14 protein-coding genes and 6 pseudogenes are annotated in these 22,474 nt (G+C 33.2%); 3 read left to right on the forward strand and 17 right to left on the reverse strand.

Going from position 1 to position 22,474, the window contains the following annotated elements:
* Nucleotides 1-985: 985 nt before the first annotated feature.
* From B5P40_RS31430 to B5P40_RS31480, 10 genes and pseudogenes are all read right to left on the reverse strand, one after another.
* Nucleotides 986-3,622 (reverse strand): collagenase ColA, encoded by a 2,637-nt coding sequence (locus B5P40_RS31430; RefSeq protein WP_113710502.1) that lies wholly within the window; start codon nucleotides 3,620-3,622, stop codon nucleotides 986-988.
* 865 nt (nucleotides 3,623-4,487) lie between these two features.
* Nucleotides 4,488-5,159, reverse strand: coding sequence for an NAD(P)H-dependent oxidoreductase (locus B5P40_RS31435; RefSeq protein WP_033728725.1), 672 nt, complete (start codon nucleotides 5,157-5,159; stop codon nucleotides 4,488-4,490).
* Nucleotides 5,160-5,563: 404 nt separating this feature from the next.
* A pseudogene (locus B5P40_RS31440) lies at nucleotides 5,564-5,881 on the reverse strand (CPBP family intramembrane glutamic endopeptidase); the annotation flags it as partial.
* A 148-nt stretch (nucleotides 5,882-6,029) separates the two neighbouring features.
* A complete protein-coding gene (locus tag B5P40_RS31445) occupies nucleotides 6,030-7,142 on the reverse strand; it encodes an RNA-guided endonuclease TnpB family protein (RefSeq protein ID WP_113710503.1) in 1,113 nt (370 codons plus the stop codon).
* A gap of 11 nt (nucleotides 7,143-7,153) precedes the next feature.
* On the reverse strand, nucleotides 7,154-7,552 hold the full coding sequence (gene tnpA / locus B5P40_RS31450; RefSeq protein ID WP_085313153.1) for an IS200/IS605 family transposase: 399 nt from the start codon (nucleotides 7,550-7,552) through the stop codon (nucleotides 7,154-7,156).
* Between the two features lie 857 nt (nucleotides 7,553-8,409).
* Nucleotides 8,410-8,838: an SMI1/KNR4 family protein gene (locus tag B5P40_RS31460; RefSeq protein WP_078177176.1), complete on the reverse strand. Its 429-nt coding sequence runs from the start codon at nucleotides 8,836-8,838 to the stop codon at nucleotides 8,410-8,412.
* A 223-nt stretch (nucleotides 8,839-9,061) separates the two neighbouring features.
* A complete protein-coding gene (locus tag B5P40_RS31465; RefSeq protein ID WP_113710504.1) occupies nucleotides 9,062-9,349 on the reverse strand; it encodes a hypothetical protein in 288 nt (95 codons plus the stop codon).
* A gap of 57 nt (nucleotides 9,350-9,406) precedes the next feature.
* Nucleotides 9,407-9,550: pseudogene (locus B5P40_RS31470) on the reverse strand (YrhA family protein); the annotation flags it as partial.
* A 138-nt stretch (nucleotides 9,551-9,688) separates the two neighbouring features.
* A pseudogene (locus B5P40_RS31475) lies at nucleotides 9,689-9,789 on the reverse strand (hypothetical protein); the annotation flags it as partial.
* A 36-nt stretch (nucleotides 9,790-9,825) separates the two neighbouring features.
* The gene (locus tag B5P40_RS31480) at nucleotides 9,826-10,338 is read right to left on the reverse strand and encodes a protein kinase (RefSeq protein ID WP_113710505.1); all 513 of its coding nucleotides are present in this window, start codon (nucleotides 10,336-10,338) and stop codon (nucleotides 9,826-9,828) included.
* A 170-nt stretch (nucleotides 10,339-10,508) separates the two neighbouring features.
* On the opposite strand from B5P40_RS31480, the pseudogene B5P40_RS31485 reads away from it, so the two are divergent.
* A pseudogene (locus B5P40_RS31485) lies at nucleotides 10,509-10,670 on the forward strand (acyltransferase family protein); the annotation flags it as partial.
* Nucleotides 10,671-10,878: 208 nt separating this feature from the next.
* On the opposite strand, the pseudogene B5P40_RS31490 reads toward B5P40_RS31485, so the two are convergent.
* From B5P40_RS31490 to B5P40_RS31510, 5 genes and pseudogenes are all read right to left on the reverse strand, one after another.
* Nucleotides 10,879-10,968, reverse strand: a pseudogene (locus B5P40_RS31490) (DDE-type integrase/transposase/recombinase); the annotation flags it as partial.
* 298 nt (nucleotides 10,969-11,266) lie between these two features.
* Nucleotides 11,267-12,373 (reverse strand): hypothetical protein, encoded by a 1,107-nt coding sequence (locus B5P40_RS31495; RefSeq protein WP_113710506.1) that lies wholly within the window; start codon nucleotides 12,371-12,373, stop codon nucleotides 11,267-11,269.
* 596 nt (nucleotides 12,374-12,969) lie between these two features.
* A complete protein-coding gene (locus B5P40_RS31500; protein ID WP_063225858.1) occupies nucleotides 12,970-13,467 on the reverse strand; it encodes a DM13 domain-containing protein in 498 nt (165 codons plus the stop codon).
* Between the two features lie 76 nt (nucleotides 13,468-13,543).
* Nucleotides 13,544-13,693 (reverse strand): annotated as a pseudogene (locus B5P40_RS33930) (sensor histidine kinase); the annotation flags it as partial.
* A 156-nt stretch (nucleotides 13,694-13,849) separates the two neighbouring features.
* Complete coding sequence (locus B5P40_RS31510; RefSeq protein WP_113710507.1) at nucleotides 13,850-16,255, reverse strand: PAS domain S-box protein; 2,406 nt, start codon at nucleotides 16,253-16,255, stop codon at nucleotides 13,850-13,852.
* Between the two features lie 2,095 nt (nucleotides 16,256-18,350).
* On the opposite strand from B5P40_RS31510, the gene B5P40_RS31520 reads away from it, so the two are divergent.
* Nucleotides 18,351-19,088, forward strand: coding sequence for a terminase gpP N-terminus-related DNA-binding protein (locus B5P40_RS31520; protein ID WP_012259894.1), 738 nt, complete (start codon nucleotides 18,351-18,353; stop codon nucleotides 19,086-19,088).
* Nucleotides 19,089-19,122: 34 nt separating this feature from the next.
* Here the strand turns inward: B5P40_RS31520 and B5P40_RS31525 are convergent, their stop codons facing one another.
* Nucleotides 19,123-20,577, reverse strand: a complete 1,455-nt coding sequence (locus B5P40_RS31525; protein ID WP_002144330.1) for an FtsZ/tubulin family protein — start codon at nucleotides 20,575-20,577, stop codon at nucleotides 19,123-19,125.
* Between the two features lie 20 nt (nucleotides 20,578-20,597).
* Nucleotides 20,598-21,014: a hypothetical protein gene (locus B5P40_RS31530; RefSeq protein ID WP_002144332.1), complete on the reverse strand. Its 417-nt coding sequence runs from the start codon at nucleotides 21,012-21,014 to the stop codon at nucleotides 20,598-20,600.
* Nucleotides 21,015-21,945: 931 nt separating this feature from the next.
* Here B5P40_RS31530 and B5P40_RS31535 point away from each other — a divergent pair.
* Nucleotides 21,946-22,474, forward strand: a 529-nt coding sequence (locus B5P40_RS31535) for an RNA-guided endonuclease TnpB family protein (protein ID WP_142936381.1), incomplete at its 3' end; no start/stop codon positions are given.

Consider the following 22,474-nt stretch of genomic DNA (forward strand, 5'->3'; position numbering starts at 1 on the left):
CAAGTACAACCTGCTGAACCTTTAGAACTTACCTGCTTAATAGTCGGCGAAGTGTAATTCATTAGAATCCCTCCTTTGTTTAGATTTCTTATTAATTTTTCAATCCGTTATTAGCTACTTCCATTTCCAATTAATAGGCCACATGCACAATCTGCTGAACCTTTAGAACTTACTGGTTTAATAGTTGGCGAAGTGTAATTCATTTTGACAATCACCTCCTATATCAATAAGCTTAAGGAACGATTAGGAATTAAATCCAAATGTTACCTTATATGACTTTATGGCATCACATTTCCATATTTTTTCAATATATAAAATAGTTTATATTTTCTATTTATTTAAATTGTTCACATTTTCTTAATATTTACTCAAAAAACTATTCTGCATTTAAATTTTTTTAATTCACAAAAGTGTGTTAATCAGTAATAAACTGATTTGTATAGTTCTAAACAAAGAGTAAGACACTTCAAAAGGTACACCTTTTAATGTGGTGTAATTTCTATGAAAAACAATGTGTCAAAAAGTTCGAGATAATATTTTGCAGTACTTCAAAAATACATAGACCTTTTGAATCATTTATGAATTGCTGTAAATTAGTATCCCAAAACCGATTATTTTTGGGATGCTCCAATATCGAGAGATTTTTGCTGTTGTTTTTTCGAAAAACTACTCCAAAACAAAAAAATGTAAATTTTCTCGTTTTGGGGGTATTTACATTTCTTAGCTTGATAGTGCTGTGCTGGAACCCCATAGCCATCAAGCTAAGATTAAGTAAGAATCCATTCAACTAGATTTTTTTCTGTTTACTAAAGATTTGATATGAACTATTTAAAAATTTGCATATGAAATAAACCCTAGTATAAAATCCTTGATTTTTTAAGAGAAGGTATTGGAGTTTATCTTTTGTATATACATCATCATTTCATTAAAAAAAGACAAATAGATGCCTAGGGGCATCTATTTGTCTAAAAACGACTACTTATAATTATTTTACTTCTACAGTATAATTCCCTGTTCCACCGCCATATTTATATACACTTAAGTAATATTTCCCTGGCTTCGCATTATAATTTCCAAGCAATTTGTTTCCATCGCGTTTTGTTGCATAAGTTACATAATTATTTAGATCTGATTCAGAATATAACACCCAGTTCAGTCCAAGGTTTTGTTCGTTCGTAACGGTAATTTGTAAATCTTTTGGGTCCTTTACATCGATAACAAATCTGTCAACTTGATCTTGATCACTTAAGTTTCCTCTTAATAACGCGTTCAAAGATAATGGATTCGCTGCATCAAATGAATTATTCGGTTCTTTTTCTACAGCAGTACCTTCTTCTGTATTCACTCCGCTAAACACAACATCATATTCAAATTGTCCAGCGGCATTGACACGGTAATTTACAAAATAAGCAGTTAATGTTTTGTATCCGCTCCACTCTTTTTCTGCAAGATGCTTCAGCATATCATTTGTTGCTTGGTTCATCACTTTCCAATCCTCATTCTCCCCTTTTGCCGCACTTCCTGTATATGTTCCTTGTAGTGTGAAGGTATTAAAGAATTGTGATTTATTCTTTGTTACCTTCACATTTTTTAACTTCGCTTCATTGGTGATATCTGACGCAACATCTGAAAGCGGTTTTGGATTGTGCTGTGCTACATAATCATCTGATACTTGCGGAATTGTATACTTATCACGATTATCTATCAGCATTTGCATGTAAGTTTGATATTCTTCATTTAATTTATTATCTTTACTTAATGTAGAACGGTACGCATCGTAACCTGGAACATTATTTGTACGAATTAAATCATGCACTTTATCGAACATATCAGGACGGTTATTATACATATACGATTGCAATGCAAACGAGTAATTATAAAAATCCCACGTTCCGTATTTTGCATTTAATGTTTGCGCTGCTGTGTAACGTTTCGAAGGATCATTAGACAATCCACCAATGATACTTTTTCGCGGTACTACGCTGTCTAATCGCGTTGAGCCTGCAAAAAACTCCGCATTTCCTTCTTCAAACCATGTTAAGCGTTCATTTTGATACATTTCTCCTTGACCCCATAATCCCGGAACTTCGTATCTGCCCTGTAAATAGTGTGTAAATTCGTGACGAAACAATTCTTCCAAACTATAAATACTCTGCTGTGGTGTACGTTCATATGTAAAGAAGGTTCCTGTTCCTTCAATATAAATTCCACCATTATTTGTTTCATAGCCGTATAGTTGACGGTTAAATTGATATTCATCCGGACTATTATAAATAACCATTGTTAACACATCATCAGCATGTCCACTTTCAAGTGGTTTATCACTACCAACTGTACGATAATATTGAGATCGTACTTCTTTTGCTGCCCAATATAAACGTTTAATTTTTTCTTCGCTAACTTTATCTCCCGCTTTAAAGACAATAGCCCCATCATCAAATGTATATGTTTTTGGCAAATAATGTTTCTTACCATCTTCTCGAATTTGATCTAAATTTACCGTTTTTCCATTTGCATCTATCCCGCCGTAATTAGTAGCAATTTGTTCTGCTGCAACAAAATATTGTTGCCCTAAATATGGATATATCCCCATTGCTTCTGTAACAACTTGCTGTCCTTTTGTTGGTGTACTATAAAACTTGCCAAAACGACTAGCATAGTAAATACCATTATTAATTAGCCATCCGTTTTTGTCTGTTACTGTACCTATTAGTGCAAAACGATTTATCTCATTAATAAAGCCATCAATTTTTCCATACCACAGCATATCTTTTGGTTCTTTTCCTGTAGCATTCATATACGATTGAACTTCATAATCAACTTCTTTCATCAAATTATATACAGCATCGCCTTTAGTTCGATCTTCAATAAACGTAGAAAGATTATCGTTATATTGTTTAAAGATTTCACCTGCATATTGAATAACTTCTACATCAGCTGACGCCCCTCCAATTAACATCCCATAAGACGAAATTACTGTATTTTGTTCTGTTGTACCAAGTTTAAAATTCGGGTTCTTCGCAATTGTTTTTAAAGCTGGCAAACATTTATCATGATAGACACGTTCACTTAGTTTACTTAATTCTTGATGATAAAAACCTAAATAAAAACCTGAGCGTAAAACTTCTACTAATGTCTCAATTCCTTTTGAGTCATCTTTCGTATAGGCTTGTCCTTGTTCTGCTAGCTTAGCAATAATTGCCTGCATACGGCTATCATCTTGATAGAATTTGAGACTATCATTATTAAACTGAAATAACTCCGGAATTTGATACCATTGAATCGTAACCAGAAGATCGGTCAATTGCTTGTTGCTTAATTGATTTAATTCAGCCATTGAATATTTCTTTTCTTCAACAAGCTGTTTAGCATTCTCATTTGGCATCGGTGGACGCTGCGATAAATCTGCTAACTTTAAACGTTTAGTAAATGATCCATTTTCTTGTACGTTCGAAGGGTGCGCTAACTCATCAACGGATTTCCTTAATCCTACCGGCTCCATTTGTAATACGTTCTTCACATTTTTTTCTTTTGTCTCTGCTTGAATTTGTAAACCACTACATGATATTGTCACGAGTCCAACACCAACAATCAGTTTAGAAATTCTTGAATATTTAACCATACTGTTACCCCCTAATAATTAAAAGAAAATTCAGAATTTTAAAAGCGGAACATTCTTATTTGTATGTATTTACAGTTTCGCTATAAATACAAGTAAGATCAATGATGCAATAGTAGCTTGTTTTTTACTATTACTAATACAGATTTCTTACATTCAATCCTCCTTCCTTAAATTTATACAAGCAAAAACTATGCCAATGTTATTTAAGTGAATAAAGAACCGTTTTTCATCCATACTGTAGAATAAAATATACACAAATAATTCGAATGTGTATAAATAATTTGACAATGTACAAATTATTTGGCACATGCCTCGACCACCTTTAAACGTCCTAACAGTAGATAGTTACCAGTTTCAACTGCTGATTTACAATACAGTTTAAAAATTCTATTCCTATACAACCATCAAGCTAAAAGTAAAGTATTTAAAAAAAGCGCATTAACATAATATAAAATTTCACCAATGATACTCTTAGGAGTTTCATTTTCACTCGTACGCAATATATCTTTCCCCTCTCTTTTTTCAGGGACTTATAAACAACGAAAAAAGGACGTACCTATGGCATATGTATGCGTAGATATATCCTTTTGCAAGATAGATTTAGAAGTATTTACTTGCTTTCATCATTTTATATTACCTTTAATTTCATATATAAAATTAAAGATTATATAATATAAAGTTTGAACAAAGCATGTTACAACAAGTGATTTTCCAACAGAAGAAACCCAAACATTTTGAAAAAAGTTTGTTCAAAATGTTTGGGTTGTGTGTTGCTAGTGAATTTTTTTTATAAAAAGTTAAATCATTTTCTGCTTGTGTTGCTCTACAATCGCGCCCTTAATGCTGAGAAACATCATCTACAGTTTTATCGCCACGCAACAATTTCATCGAGATTTTGTCTTGTTTTTGGACGTTTGGGATCCTCTTTCCTATATCCGAAAGCGACCATACAGGCTACACCGAAATCGTTGCCGTCAATGATACCCTCGTTTTGCAAAATAGCGTTCACCTGTTTTTTATCAAAACCTTCTATCGGACAGGAATCAATACCAATCTGAGCCGCAGCTGTCATCATGTTTCCTAATGCTATATATGTTTGTTTACTTGCCCATTCAAAAACGAGGCGGTCATTATCTTCCAGCTCTGTTTCAACGAAGGATTTGTAAAAACCAGAAAGATTTTGCACAACTTCTTCAGGCATATGATGAATGTCTTTCATCATTTTGATCACGTGAGCGGAATCATGCCTTAAGCCTTCTTTGCTTCTTGCCAATATAATTACAAAATGGCTGGCAGTAGGAAGTTGTCCCTGGGCACCGCCAGATACAGATTTTAATTTTTCACGAAGCGCTTCATCCTGGATTACGACAAACTTCCACGGCTCCAAACCAACTGAACTTGGAGACAATCTACCTGTCTCCAAAATAAAGTGAAAATCTTCATCCGAAATCTTTTTTTTGGTGTCAAATACCTTGCAAGCATGTCTGAACTGGTAAGCTTTTAAAATTTCCTGTTTTTTACTATCAGTTCCTATCATGTAGAATCATCCTTCCTTTTTAGTAATACTTTAATAAACCATATTTCTCTAAAAGTATTTTATTACCCTGCTAGTCAGCTCAATAAACTTTATTTCATATACAGGATAAAAAAGGGAGATAATTATAATTTTAAATTAGATGAAATCCTTACCATAATAAACTCTCTAAAACTTAACTAAGTGCATTTATTCTTTGGATAATTATACTTAACAGCCTTTTAACCACTCTAACCGCTTCAGTTCATTCATTCATTTATCTATTTGCTACAACCGCTTTTGTTTTATTGGATTACTAAACCATAAATTCTAAATAGGAGAATAAAATAAATTGGAGGACTTCATTGTAACATGTATATATAAGTTTTAAATATTAAAATCAAAGTTCCACTCACCAATAGCGCCGTTTAATTAAACAAGATCTCAAGTAGTTGCTGTGGATGTGCATTAATGAATCCATGTACAATAATAATTACCCACACTTTGCGATAACGCGCCCACAAATATCCAAGGAATAGACCTACGATACCAAGGTTCGTAATGACCGTGGCCGTATCAGTCCCCCAATGACCAGAGCCATGTATTGCAATATGCCAGCTCGCCCATAAGAGCGAGGTAAGAAGAATCGCCGGCCAGGTACCTAGTAATAATTCCAAACGTGTTTGCAACCAAACCCTATAAAAAATCTCTTCAAGGAAACTATTAATAAGAAATCCTAGGAGTAAAGTTGCGAGTGAACCACCCGCCACTTAACGTCCTAACGGACTGTTTGAAGTGGGGGCTTCTCGGTTAGTCGTTACTTTTGATAGCTAACGAATTCGTCCTAAGACAGCCGAGCTAACTCCCTTGTTCCAAAGGTTATTTTATTGCTATTTATGCTAACGCTAATAGGCGTATTGCTTCATTTTTGATATTGATAGCTGCGTTATAATCTCTATCGAGATTTACACCGCATATGCAAGAATATACTCGTTCAGACAATGACATATTTTTTACATTTCCACAACTGCTACATGTTTTTGTGGAAGGAAACCATTTGTCTATTTTCATAAATTGTTTTCCTTGTTCGTATAGTTTATAAGCTAAAAAAGAAGTGAACATTCCCCAACTATTGTCAGCGACACTTTTTCCAAAATGAAGTGCTTGCGACATTCCTTTCATGTTTAGGTCTTCAATAGCTACAACATCAAAATTAGTAGCCAACTCTTTAGACTCATGATGAAGGTAATTCTTACGTTGGTTAGCTACTTTCTCATGTAACTTAGCTACACGAATACGTTGTTTATTCCAACGCTCAGAACCTTTATTTCGTCTTGCTAATACTCGTTGTGCCTTTGCTAATCGGTCTAACATTTTACGATAGAACTTAGGATAATTGGCTTTCTCACCCTCAGAACTAACATATAATCCATCCATCGCAAAGTCTAATCCAACAACTGTTTCTACTTCTTTTTGTACAATCTCTTTTTCGTATTCAGTCAAGATGGACACATAGTATTTACCAGTAGGTGTCATAGAAATCGTACATGACTTGATCATATAATCTTGTGGTATCTCTCTATGCTGTTTGATACGTACCATTTTCAGTTTTGGTAATTTGATATGACCATTTAGCAACATAATATTTCCGTTTACTACATTCGTTGTATAAGACTTTCTGTCTTTTTTACTTTTGTATGTTGGAAAGTCATTTTGACCACTAAAGAAATTCTTATAGGCAGTTTGCAAGTTTAGTTGAGCATTTGCCAAAGCTAATGAATCAACTTCTTTTAACCACTCAAATTCTGCTTTATATTTCGCAGGTGTTGGAAGCTTTTGTTTCTTTAGTTGTTCCTTATCATCTTTGTATTTTTCGTACGCTTCTTTCCGTTCAGCTAACATTCTGTTATACACGAAACGTACACAACCGAAGGTTTTACGCATAAGATATGCTTGTTCTTCTGTTGGATACAAACGGAATTTATATGCTTTATTATGCTTTGTCATATCATTTCACCTCACTTTTCACCTTGATTTTCAATATATTTCTTTACTACATCTATTGGAGAACCACCAGTAGTTAGTAAGCAAAAACTTCTTGACCAAAACATCTCTTTCCAAAGTTTCTTTTTCACTTGTGGAAAGTCTCTCTTGATTAGTCGAGAACTTGCACTCTTATAAGCATTGATGAATTTTGTCATTTCTGTATTCGGATGTGCCTTGAACAAAATATGAACATGGTCTACATCATGATTCCACTCTACCAGTGTTATGTTGTAATTCTCGGATAACCTGATAAACATGTCTTTTGCATAATCTGACATATCATCATCAAACACATTTCTTCTGTATTTCACGACCAATACAAGATGATAATACAACAAGAACACTGAATGATTATTGCTGTCTAATTTCATTTATATACCAACCTTTTTATCTTATAAGACTGATTGTATCATAGAGAAAATAAAAAGCACAGTTACGCACTTTTTGGCTACGCCAAACCGAAATTCATCTCCCACCTACCGTTGGGCTACGCCCTTCACACGCTTGAGAAAGGAGAATTTTTTCGGGGAATTCGTTAAATTCCTCTCCTATTAAACTTAAATTTTTTATCCTTATAACCTTATTTGATAATGCAGTAGTAATTAGTTAACTTACAATTCCAAGTTGAACTATCTACTTTTAACTCCAGAATATGGCCCGTTTGCCTAGCAAAAAAACAGCAATCATTAAATAATCCAATATATTGTCATACCACTAGTCTTAGGGTTCCTTTTATAGAGAGAACCAGTATGGTAGAATTAATGTAGATGATTTTTTTATTTGCTTCTCTAAAACGTTCTGTCTCCCAATGGTACGTTTTTTATTTCTCAACAAAATTAACTGAATATTCAACCTATTTTACTATCATTCTCAATGAAGCTCTGATAAAATATGAATTACATAACGAAATATCCCTTATTTGACACCTGTGCCTCCCCGTACAGGTTTTTTTATTCTATTTTGAGTTAGATGCTCTTCTTCATATGCTGGTAATAATAACATCCAACAAACAGCTTTTCCCACTGTTTCACAAGTCTAGAACTTCCTACAAAATAAATTTCAATGTCGTCACTTAAGAGTCGTTGCATTATTGTATTCCATTTAAAAAATCTATCTGCCTGGGAAAATTTCTATAACTGGACTTCCTGATCTGTGAATACCAACTTGATGCTGATCAGGTCTGCTAGCAGAAGTTATATTCCACCACTTGAACAAACATTTAGATAGACTATGACAATAATTCTTCTACTCCCATGCCGTCTACTAACATCGTTTTTAATGAATGGGATATTTTAATTGCTTCTTCAATATCTAAATCTCCAAAATCCACTATATACAGTCCAAATCCTTCATTCCCATCTGCATATAATAATGATTTTCCACCTTCATCATCACCAATTGCCAATGAATTTGGTATATACTTTTGAATATTATGTGCTTCATTTATCTCTATACAGTCAGCTGGACCCCAAATGCGTATATATATTTCATTATTCACATTAAATTCTGCATTAGTACTATGTTGAATTACCTCTAAATAATCAAAAGGTACATCTATTGAGGAAAAGTTTTTTAATTCTTGAATGGCTTCTTTAGTTGCTGGCGGCTCCTGGGTTTCTAATACAAAAATCTCATTTAATTTTTTTAGTATATGCATTAAAAATCAACCCTTTCATATTTCCCTTTCAATTTATCAAGCATTTTATACTATTATTTTAAAGTTTCTTTGGAAAATACAGCTTCTTCAAAAGATTAACAGAAAAACAGCCTACTCTTCGTATAAAAGTCGGCTTCTTTCTTATAGTTCGAGTTCTCCCATACGAAGAAGCTCAACTACTGCTTGTGAATGTCCTTTAACCACTAGCAAAAGATCATAGTTCTTATCTCCAACGATATGCAATTGTTGTATCTTCCATATGAATAGCAGGAATATCAATTCCCAAATACTGTTTCTCACTCTCATCAAAAACAGACCAATTTTCGTCATCCAGAAATTCAGGGTCAATACTTTCAAAGTTAAACGCACTATCTTCGTTTACCATCTCGCGAAAATATTTTTGAAACGTTTTGCTATTCTCATATAAACGGATTGTTCCATACATCCATGGCATATCTACAAAAACATCTTTAATTTCACCTATCTCAATATCTTTAAAATACAACTTCATATTTGCACCTTCTTATTCATGAATTTCAAAGATATCTATCTTGAATATCTCACCATATTAAAGGAGGGTTATTTTTAATGCTTCCTCAAGCATTGTATTACAATCATTATAGATTTTCTTCACTGTACCCGATGGCTTATCCAATTCTAAATAAGTACCATCCGATAAGTTTTTACAAAACCACGCAATAATGGATTTTCCCCTTTCTTCATATCTTCTATCTCAAAATCTGAGATAACTGCTTTTTTAAGTTCAAGAACCTTTTCCCGCTTTAAAGGTTCACTTCAAAATATAAACAGAAAAATAACCGACCTTTTATACAAAAGTCGGCTTTATCTATTATAACTCAAGTTCTCCCATACGAAGAAGTTCAACAACTGCTTGTGAACGTCCTTTAACCCTAGCTTTTGCATTGCATTATTAATATGATTACGGACAAGCCTTCTTGTTACTAAATAATGTTTCTTCAATTCTTGTTATCTAACCCACTCATTTTTCATTACTTTAAAATACAGCTTTTCAAATCCCCTAAAATACTTACTGTAAACGCCTAACGTTTCAATATATGTATTAATAACCTCGCTTAAATCAAAATGAACACCATCTTTAGCTAAGTCATAGCTATCATCCAGACTATATAAATCAAAATATTTAGCTTCCCAATACAACCCCCTGTTAACTAAAAGTCTGGTGGTACATTTAATTGATTCTTCAATCGTCAGTTCTTGTTTTTTTAGTTTTTTATGGATGACGGAAAGAGTTAATTTAACAGTGTATTCTTCATCAACTGTGCTACTAAACTCAAATAACTTCCCTTTAATATCATCTATCTTTGCGTTAGACATTAAGGATATCTCAATTATTTCATATGGCGGACTGTCACTTGCTTCAATCAATTTATCACACCATTGAATTACTTCAGCTTTACTCCACAACCCACAACAAATCCCTAAGCCATAAATACGAGTTAATTTTCGAATTAAATCCAAAGTTTCTCACCTGCAATTTCTCATATACTTTTTTGTTTAATTTTAACAGATTATTATTCATTCTGTAATTTATATATAATAAAGAACAAATCATTCATTATGGGTGCTTAACTTTTCTATCTTCAAAAACAAAGTCATCATCTTCATTAATACTTTCAATAACAACGTAGAAGTTAAAAGAAGCAGCATCAACTTACAAAAATGTGGTGTTAGTCGATTGGCATTCAGCAAGTGCCGGAAATACGGCATACTTTGAACCGGATGGCATACATTTAACGAAAGCCGGTGCAGAAGCATATGCTGCCCTTGTAGCAAAAGAAGTAAATCAATAGGGCGTACGGAAACGATTCTGATTATGAGGGGCTACTCTGGAAAAATATCCTCAAAGATAAGATAAATATAAACAAGAAACCTACCTATCTACGGATAAGTTTTTAGGTTCTGTTGCAAAGTTTTTAAAAATTTGAAGAGTACGGGTAAACTTTGTAAAATACTATACTATTGTGGGATCTGGTGCAAAAATGTTAGTTAGAAACATATAAAAAAGCGCTTGGCTGCTTGTTTATCTCCTGATTTACTTAGATAAAAATCAATTGTATTAGCCTCTGAATCTACTGCACGATATACGTGTGGATTTGAAATAAAGTTTAATCGTTTATTTGTTCTGTTATAATTTTAAGAGTAAATTATTCATCCATTAATTTACACCATCCATATCTGCAGTTATGGAAACCCTAATTACACATAAAAAGAGAGAAGAACATTGGTGGGTTCTTCTCTTTTTGTTTATTTTTTAATATTACTATCCATCCGGTTTGTGCTTTTTCTTTTTATCTTCAAAATTAGGTAATAAAAGATTTTTGTTTTCCTGTAACTCAGTATTTAACCTGCTGTTCGAGGACAGTATGCTCCCGCACTGATTAAAGTTTCACTTTATAACCTGTTTGCAATATTTACACGTACCACGCCTCCGATAATAGTAAGCAATCGTAGCACCAAACAGAGCCACTCCCCAAATTGGCCATAATAACTCTGGACCTTCCAATGCCCATCCCCTATGATCTAGACCCCCTTTATTAATAAACCCCCGGATGTACATCAAACCGGCTGAAGTAACCATAATGGAAACCAGTGAAGCAGGAATAATCGCTAATGAAAGAGGTACACGCCTACCAGCAATAAATGGAAACCAGCGCGGATAAATTTCTCCCCAGGGCTGAATAAGCCCTAACGTAAGAATTGTTCCTCCGAGAGCTACGGTAGCCAAGGACGCACCCATTAACCAAATTCCAGGTGAATCACGTTCAAAAGATTCAAGTAATTCTTTGGTAGTTCCCAGTGGAATGCCCATCGTCCAACACCATCTTGTTATGGAATAACAGATAGGAATTATAATGGCAATGTAAGTGCACCATTTCCCCCAAGATGCTGCTGAGGATTGTGATGTCCATTTAGAGGGATTACTATTTCGGCCACAATACGGACAAGCATCTCGTGTTTGGCGTTGATATACTAAAGCAGTCGCACTCCATAGAAATGCTCCTAGCATACTAATATATTGATTTACAATCGTCCAGTACATCATCTGCTCAAAAAAATTCACTCCATGCGGAAAATCAAATGGTGCTCCAATCAAAAAGATAAATCCATATGCTGCTGACGCCAAGACACGGTAGTCAATAACTGCAAATAATAGAATTGCTACTAACATATACACAAACATAAGTAATACTATTCGTAAAAGTCCCTTGCCCCAGCCACGAATCATCATGACAGCTACAATGACTCCCATTAATCCAAATCCAACCATTATAGGTGCACCGGTTTCAGGCCTCAGACCAGCTAGCATTGAGTATTCAGATTGTGGATCTCCGATTCCAAATGGAAAACCCTTTCCTCCCAAGGCCCAATACTGACCTAATATCAAATACATCAACGACCAAACAACCGCCGTATACCCAATCCATTTGGGCCATAATGATAACCATCTAAAAGTATGAATTCCGGTTTCGCTTTTTTTCTCATTATTTGACATCGTGAATGAACAACTCCTTTTATTAAAAAGTAATAATGCTAAAACCTTCTACAATATTTACACTGTCCTCGCCTTCTTTGATAGTAAGCGATAGTCGTTAGCCCAAATGCTATTCCCCATGGAAGCCAAAATAGTGAAGGCCCTAAATCTCCCTATTTTTGGATAAGTGCCAATGTCAGAATGGCACCGCATATAGGTAATTCACTGATACCAATTTGATAGCAAAAAATTCCGCTTTTCAGTCCTATCTTTCAATGTACCTTGTGAATAGTGATCATTCGGCCGTCGTATATGATTTAATTAAAAAAACCATATTCTTCAACTCCCCAGTGTATATTGATGAATAAGTTCATATTATGATAAGAAAGTTAATTTGAAACGGACCTCCAGAACTGTTTATAAACAGTTCTGGAGGTCCGTTTAGAAAAGAAATTCCATAAACACAGTTGTAAGGTAACAAACTGGAAATATTGAGCAATAAAAATACCAATTCCGCATAATGGAATTGGTATGAAAAATCTTCTAATCTATATTAATTACCTTCTTTCTCTATAGAATTATACTTGTGTTACACAAACTCACTTTTATGTTCATATTTATTTTTTAAAATAAACAGCACCAAAGTTTTCATTAAATCTCTTACACCAAATAGAAACTAAACCATATACACTTACATCTACCCCTTCAGGAATTTCGTAGTTTTGGTCTCCTTTATTTCCCTTTAATTTTCCCAATTCAATATACGGATAGTTTTTCACGTCTTCATTATTTTTCAAACGATTCGTAGGAACTAATACAACTCGCACATCCGGCCCATTAGATGTTGCAAAATTAGAAAGTCTTAAAACACGTTTTCCATCTGCTAATTGATGAATTTTTGCCGTTCCAGTTGTTTCATGGACACCGTTTTGAAACTGTCCTTCACTTATTACTCGATCACTTTGTTGCTTTGCTTCAATTGATTGTACCTCTGTTTGTGGCAATGCTTCATTCACGTGCTTATCAATAAATAATTTCTCTGGTCGGAACAATGACCATAAAATCCCCATTACAATTATCAAACCACCTATAAACCAGACATATTTTCTTTTCATAAAGTAAAAAACCTCCTGTAACATACTGTTTAGTAGTATGTTAGCAAGAAGGTCTTTCACTTTTATAACATAAATGTTACAAAAGTCTTTCAGCCGTCCTATTTTTTTCTGATACGATGGGAAGCGTAATCCAAAATTGACTTCCCTGCTTGCCGTCTGCGCGATCCCTCACAACACGTTCTTCCTTGTGCATTTCAATCAATAATTCTGCAATATCTAATCCAAGTTCAGGAGATTACTTGCAAGAGTCTTAGAATTTTTGTATCAAAACCATGTACAGTATAGTAGGAGCTATTCAGGAAACTAAAAAAGAGCAGTTATTGACACTCCCACCCCTAAAGGGGATGGGCTTTCCCGTTCGGAAAATCTGTAAAGAAAGGTATTACTTTTGAATTGTACAAATAGGGAGAGTAACTTCAACTGTTGTTCCTTTATTTACTTCACTCTCAATAAATACCTTTCCTTGATGTGTTTCGATAATTTTATAACAAATCATTAATCCTAAGCCAATCCCCTCTTCCTTAATACTGTAAAAAGGTTCTCCTAGATATGGTATACGTTCTTTTGGGATCCCACACCCTTGATCGATAAAACGAATGCTTATTTGATCATTATCAAGTTTATCAATTTGAATCAGAATTTCTCCTCCCATTGGCATGGATTCAATTGCATTTTTTAAAATATTAACAAATACTTGTTTTAATTGATTTCCTTCACATGGAATCAATGGAATACCAGGTGTATAATCTGTTCTAATTTGTATATTATTCATCATTGCTTGAGGTTGCAGTATCAATAAAACTTGATCAGTTAGCACACTAATATCATTAGGTTGTATCTTTACCACCTGTGGTTTGGCTACCGCCATAAATTCATTCGTAATACTTTCTATACGCTCAATCTCTGATGATACTATATTTATATACCCCTGATTATTCTCATTTTCTGTTGATTTTAGTAATTGCATAAACCCTTTCATTGCGGTTAATGGATTATTAATTTCATGAGCTATTGCAGTGGCTAATTGTCCTACGACAGCGAGTTTTTCAGATTTTCGTAATAATTCTTCTGTTTTTAACCGTTCAGTGATATCACGAGAGATACTTAAGAAAACTTTTTTGCCATTCAAGTTAAAAATACGGACACTAAACTCGGTTGTTATTGTTTTTCCGGTTGGAAAAATATGTTCATCTTGCAAAGTGAAAGAAGTCTGTCCCTCTCTAATTTTTTCTAACAACTGTATGATAATTGGAGAATCTTGTGGTACATTATTGGGGAATGGCATCGAGAGAAGCTCTTCTCTACTATATCCAAATCTGTTACACCCAACAGGATTTACCTCAATAAATCGACTTGGAAATTGATCCTCATTCAACTCTACAACATATACTGCATCAGTTGCTTGTTCAATTAGTGCACGATATTTCATTTCACTATCTCTTAATTGTTGATGTAATCGTTGCCGTTCTCTTTCTGCTTGTTTTCTTTCGGAAATGTCCCTACATATTGCAGATAAAGCTATCACATTTCCCCTTACATCTAGAATAGGTGAAACTGTCAGACTGACATCAAGAAGGCTTCCATCGTTACGTTGTCTAACTGTTTCTAATCTCGTAACTACGGATTCTCCTGTTAGAATTTTCTGGATATTTCCAAGTGATTCATCCATTAAGAAATCAGGCACACAAGGTAATCTTTTACCTATGATTTCGTGTGATGACCAACCAAATATCTTTTCATAAGCTTTATTAGCTTGTAAAATATGTCCCTCCCGATCAGATATGGTAATCGCATCTACATTATGTTTTATAAATGATTCCAGTAATTCTTTAGTTGCCCTTAATTCGGATTCTACCTTTTTCCTTTCGGTTATATCGACTGTAGAACCAACAACTTCCATAACTTGTCCATTTCGTTTAATCGGTCTAAGCGCAATAAGAATAATAGTTTTATCATTCGGCCAGGGTAATTCAAAAATAATTTCTTTCCCTTCCCACGCCTGAAGATAATACTTCATTAATTGTGGAACTAAATGGGGAGGAATAATAGAAGCATCAATAGTACGTAAGCTTTTTCCTACCACCCGTTCAGAATAAATTCCGTTTTGATAATAAAACTGTCCATCACACAAAGTGTGTATAAAATGTTTATCCATTTTTTTGAATTTAAAGATACCTCCTTGAAGCTCATGTACGGTATCTTTGAGTTCTTGCTTCGATTTTTTTAATTTTTGATTCATTTTAGATAAGTCCTGTGTTAAGTAATATAATCTTTGGTAAGCTTCCATAAGAAAAACACCGATTAAAAGTCCTAAAGCTATAAATACTAAGCCTGGAGTGTATAGCACTGTAGTAATAAAGAATACACCTACTAACCACTTCATACCCACAAAAACAGAAAAGTATAGAGGTGCACTTTTAAATGGATGAAGGCTTTTGAAATAAGTTTTAAAAATAGTAAATAGAATACCCATACCGAAATAAGCCATCACAGGTGGTTCCCAATACCCACCAATGTAAAAGATGCGCATTATAATAATACTAATTAATGTAATCCAACCAGCAATGCGACCAAAGTAAATAAAAGAAAGAATAAGAGGAACAGCCCGGAGATCGTAGGAAAATCCCATGTACGGAAACGAAAAGAACATCAAAGTAACTGCGATGATTCCCCCATAGAATTTTTCAAAATATCGCCTGGAATGAATCGTAAACACTTGAATAAATATTGCTGCGCTAACAAGTAAAGAAAAAATAGAAAGATTGATGAAATAGTCTTTAATAATCATGTAATGTCCCTCCTTGCATTAAGTATATTCGACAAAAAAGCGGAAAATCCTACAAATAGTATAAACGGTTCAGGTACAAAAACTTCAAAATACATGTAAGTAATCTTTAAATCTTGGACATACTGATACTATTACTCTAAAAGCTGTACAATCGGTATAAATATTGAAGAATTAGTACTTCATACAAAGAAATTCCCCCTAAAGGATATTAACACGAGATTAACATATTGCAAAATCGAATTGAAATACAGACAAGAAATGAGATTAACATATCAACAAACATTAACATGTTGACATTAGGAAGAATTAAAATGTTAACCTCATGTCAACTCCCCTTACTATTACTAACAATACATCGATAAATCATAGGTTTACTAGAATGAGAATTGAAATACAAAAATCCAAAGCATTTAAAAACCCTCAATATATAAAGAATGATTCCTTATCAATATATAAAGAAACATTCTTTATATATTGATAAGAGAATTTCGAGCGGAAGATTAATAGAACATATAGACTGTAAAGTAAAATTACATCCAGTGTATCTGATTGTATTTAATAAAGTAATATCAGAATTACTTTGTAACATGCAACTTAGAGATTCCCGATTTACCATTAGATGCATAATTGAAGATTTAGTACTTCATATAAAGAAATTCTTCTCATGGAGTATCGATATGACATTAACATTTCGCGAAGTAGGATCTAAATACATACCGAGAATGGGATTGACATATCAACAGACATTAACATGTTAATCCTCAGAGAATAAAAAATATCAATGTTATGTTAACTATCATTGGTTTTAATAAAGACAAGACATTAACAACAGATCTATAAAACTACAACTTTATTAGGATGAGAATTAAAATGCGAAAATCCACACTAGTTAAGAACCACGCTTTATAAATCGCTAGAAATTCCGCGCTGAAAATTATTAAAAAATGCAGACTATCAAGCAAATTACTGTCCATTATAGTGAATTCATATCAATAGAATACTATCTTAATTTGAGAAAAATCACTTTGTAATATAAGCTTTAGAAGTTTTAAATCCACTCTTGGGTATGTAATTGAAGGAACAATGTTTTAATTAAAGAAATTATCTCTACGAGTATTGACATAAGATTGACATTCTACAGAAACAGGTCCGCATACGTACTAGAAATGTGATTGACATATCAAGAAACATTAACATGTTAATACTTAGAACAACACACTTGTTAATCTTATATCAACCATACTTAATTCTATCGATGACAAGACATTAACAAAACGTTGATTGATGTAGATCCTTATTAGTAGCGCTATTAATATACCAGGTTCACAACGATTGAATATTATTTACAATTAATAAAGGACGCATAGATCCTATTAGTAACAGCTTTTTCTTTGTGATTTACACTTACAAAATAATCATTGAAGCTAATCAACAAAGCGAATAGTACTTTATAGTGTTTCAAACGACTAACAACCAATAAATTAACTATCCTATACAGTCATCTAATTAGAATTTAACGTTCATATAGAGACCTATAATAGTTATTATCGAAAATTGCTTTACTAGTCTTGGGATCAGTTAAAAAGAGACACTGCCTCTATTAGTCAAACAGATATCCGTTCTATACTCTCAAGTGTTATGAATAAAACAGGCTCATACTACAATTATTAATAATATGGACTCTTTTTATCATATTTATACCTATTATTTTTGAAAGTTCAATGCTATATCCTCATAATTTATTTACAAATCGGTTATATTTACTTATCATTAATATTAAGTGAATAAAAATGTCAATCTCATAGCAACAATTTATAAGGATATAGGGGGCAAAGTTACCTAATTAATCCTATATAACATTGATGCATTTTAAGTCCCAGTTAACAAAACATTAACATTTAGCGGGAATAAACCGCACTTTGTTAATGTGCTGTTAACACTTTGAATGTAACATGTTAATGTTATCTTTCATGTTAATACTAGATAAGGAAGGGATTCCTATTAATATCGTCGAAAAACACTTAACATATCAATCTCATATTTCATGTTAATGTCATTTATCAGCACAATTACATACTGTTAAGGAGGTAATATTATGATTAAGCAGGAAAATCAATCAGAACAAACCATGGTAGATGATGAGAACTCATTACACGAAGACGCTTTTGAAAAAGCCTGGCGAATAACAGAGTTTTCTAAGTTAGTAGGTAGACACCATAATACTGTTTATAATTGGTTCAATACGTTAGAAGAGAAGGGATTGCACGGGACACTTAGAACCAATAATACAAATGAAAAGCTATATAATTCATTGGATTTAAATATAGCTCTTTTCATAAAACAGAAAAGGGATGAAAAGTGGTCTTTAGATGCCATAATCGAACTTTTGCCGCATCAATTCGAACTAAGGCCAGTATCTCCTGAAAACCACTCTAATGAAGTATTATCTCAAATTGATTTTCAAGACGCAGCTGAGACAATTGAAAAATTGGTGGAACAAAAAGTTCAAGCACATTTACAAAACATCGAAATACAATTCCAAGAGAAATTTGAAAATGTATTAAAAGCATTGCCTCAACCTGAAGATCCAATTGCTATGAAAGAACGTCAAAGACAAGAGAGACTTGATAACATAATAATTGAACATAGAGCTCGTAAAGAGTTAAGAAGACAAGCTGAAAAACTCTGGAATGAAAAGCCTGAGGAAGAGCGTGTGAAAAAAGTTGGTTGGTTTAAAAAAGAGGAAGATCTAGCAAAAAAACACCTTTTTATAGAGAATTATTTAAACGAAAATATGATAGAGTATATGCAATCTATTATGACATCAGAATAAAAAAGAGGCCCGGGATATTCCCAGACCTCTTTTTTTATTTTGATGTACCAAACATTTTGTCTGGATCCATAAATGCAGCTAATTCTTCATCATTCTCAGCATCTGCTGATGGTTCCTCATTACTAGTTCCCATATCGATGTAATCACCAAAATTAATACTGAAATCATCGTCTTGATCTTGCATTTCAATTGTACTAATTTGAGATTTTTTAAACTGAATTTGATTTTGCTTCTCTTTAAATTCATTGAATTCTTCAACTAAACCTTTAGACAAACGGGACGGTAATGCATCAGTTTTATAGAACGTATACACACTGCCCATAAAATCGTTTTTACTAATTAAATACCCATTAAATACCGTACCGTTGATTGGTAATGTATTCGTAACTTCTACTTTTGCATCATCCATAAATGAATCATCGATATTCTTTTGTTCGTCTAGAATTGCAAGCATTCCAAAATGATGCACCTTAGAAGCCTCCAACTCACCATCATCGTTCTTTTTCATTAATTCTATAGGAGGGTGGAAAGAGCTTCCTTTCAACGATTCTGAGAACATATCTACTATTTCTTTACTATTTTCAATTTGATTCATATTTCGAGAAATTTTATTAATAACTAGACAGCCAGTTTTCTCTAATAAAATACGTTTAAAGTCCTGAGAATCTAAAATAACAGATGTTCCTGCGCCATTAGAAGCTGTATTTAATTCATGGATGATTTCACCAATGCGCTGATTAGCATAGTCTCGTGAATTAGCAATACCTTTTTTCTCATTTTCGTTTAATCCCTTAAATTCATCATAGAAATGTTGGTTATCCGCGAAAACAACGAATGCAACACCTTTTGCTGGTTCATTTGCTAACTTCCAAATCTCTTGAGAGAATTTATTTACTTGTCTTAGTACATCAGGCCCATCGGCTCTTACAGGGAGTGTCACAACAATACCCATTTTAATAAAATCTTTACGCTCAATTGCATTATTGAATGCAATTCTTGCATACTTTTGTTGATTTGCTATTAATTCCTCTCTAGAAATTTTCATTGCCATACTTTTAAGTTCTTCAGCGATTATAGGTTTATTATGAAAAGCCGAGAATTCTTCAATTGCTTTAATGATTGTAGAAGTACCTGTTCCACCGCCTAATCCAGCAAAAAATAGTACCAATTCATCTGTTGGTCTTACACGCTCTGTGATGAATTCTTTTAACTTTTCTTTCGCTTCATCATTTGATTCTAGTACTTTTACAGCACGTTCTGGATTCTTTCCTAGTCCGCCTAATTTTAGTGATACTTGGTTACTTTTAGGCACATTTTTTAATTCGGCTAAATCACCATCGTTACTATTTAAAGCAAGACAGTTGTACACAGATGTTCCATCCGTATGCTTATATTCAGCAAATTTATCTACCATTCTAGTTCCGGCTTGACCAAAACCAACCATTGTCATTTTTACTGCTACTTCGTTTTTCAGAAAGTTCTTCGCCATTATTTTATCTCTCCTTTTTCTTATCTATTCGTTTCTTTACGTTTTCCAAGTTCAATTAACACCTGCTGCCCTCTAATTGTTGAGATTAAAAATTTATAAGGGTGCATAATTTTTTCAGTTATTAATGACATTGAAGATAATGTACTAACACTTACTTCAGCTGATCTTCTTGATATATTGGTTCGTTCAACCTCTAATGAGTATGATTTTCCCTTTAATTTCTTAACTCTCCTATCAATTACAACATTACCTACTATTTCATTTATTGAGATGCCTCTCATATATTTCGTCTCTTGGTATTGTTTATTTACCTCAGATCCTATGTAATGAAATACATTATAAAGTATTTCGTCCTCTTCAAGAATGTCTGCAAACATGTTCACAACTTCAGCAGGAAATTTAATTACTTTATACTTTTCGCTCAATACCTCGTTCAAGTTTCCTCCCCCTTAAAACGTTGGTTAATTATTCCTACGAATATATTACATTAATATAAGACGTATATCAAGTGATTATATATAGAACTTACATATAAAGCGTACAAGTATTAAAGTTAGTTAAAATGTTGATATATAAACACGAATATATACAGCGTACATGTACGCTGTATATAATATATATCAATTTCAGGTTTCATATAATTAACAATACCTTCTATAAAACTATAAATTTAATATTTAATTTGACATTCTTTTGAATAATCCTTTATAAAAAATATCAAATTACAAACATTTCATGTTAAAACACTTCACAAAGCATCCATACGCTCTATTCATAAACTTTATATATAAGCCGTATATATAAACCCTTTAAAATAAAGGTTTTGTGGCTACTATATCAATTTCATATCAACATATTTAACATATTTCATTTCTATACAACTTATATGCAAGTTCTATATATAAAGTGTATATGTACAGTGTGTATAAAACATACAAAAATCATTGCTCTTTTCATATCATATGGTTTGATATGAACATTTTAGTTTAATAAAGAGACCTTCGTATTCAACTAGATTTATTAACGATTTTTCTTCTATTTAAAACCATTGATAAAGGAGATCTGTCAATGTCATGTTATAAGTTCTCCTTTCAGTTATTAACTCACATAATTGCAAGTTCAATATCTCAAGTGTTAGACTCTACACATTCACTTGTTAATCTCATATGTACACCATCTTTATCATTTTAGCCAAGAAGACTCCTTCCTCAAGGAACGCGAAGTGAGTAGGTGGGAGATGAATTGGCTTCGGACAAGAGATGGCAGAAAGCCATCTTAATTGTTCGACATACATAAACTGTTACTTCACTATCTATCGAATGTATGTTTGTTATATAATAGACACATGCCGAAATGGAGGTGAAATGAATGATGATTAATAAAGCATATAAATTTCGTATCTATCCAAATAAAACACAAGCAACCCTAATTAATAAAACGATTGGCTGTTCTCGTTTTGTATTCAATCATTTCCTATCTCTATGGGATAACGCATACAAAGAGACAGGGAAAGGTTTGACATATGGTACATGCTCTGCCAAACTTCCTGCCATGAAGAAAGAGTTTGTTTGGCTCAAAGAAGTGGATAGTATTGCGATTCAGTCGTCTGTTCGCAACCTTGCGGATGCTTATACACGCTTTTTCAAAAAACAAACTAGTGCCCCGCGTTTCAAATCTAAGAAAAACAACGTACAATCTTACACCACAAAACAAACAAATGAAAACATTTCCATTGTAGGAAAAAAGATAAAGTTGCCGAAACTAGGTCTTGTTCGATTTGCCAAGAGTCGCGAAGTAAAGGGACGTATTGTAAATGCTACAGTTAGACGGAACCCTTCTGGCAGATACTTTGTGTCATTGTTAGTTGAAACAGAAGTGCAAGAACTTCCAAAAACAA

It is taken from the genome of Bacillus sp. SRB_8, assembly GCF_003264205.1.
In the GTDB taxonomy this organism is placed as follows: domain Bacteria; phylum Bacillota; class Bacilli; order Bacillales; family Bacillaceae_G; genus Bacillus_A; species Bacillus_A mycoides.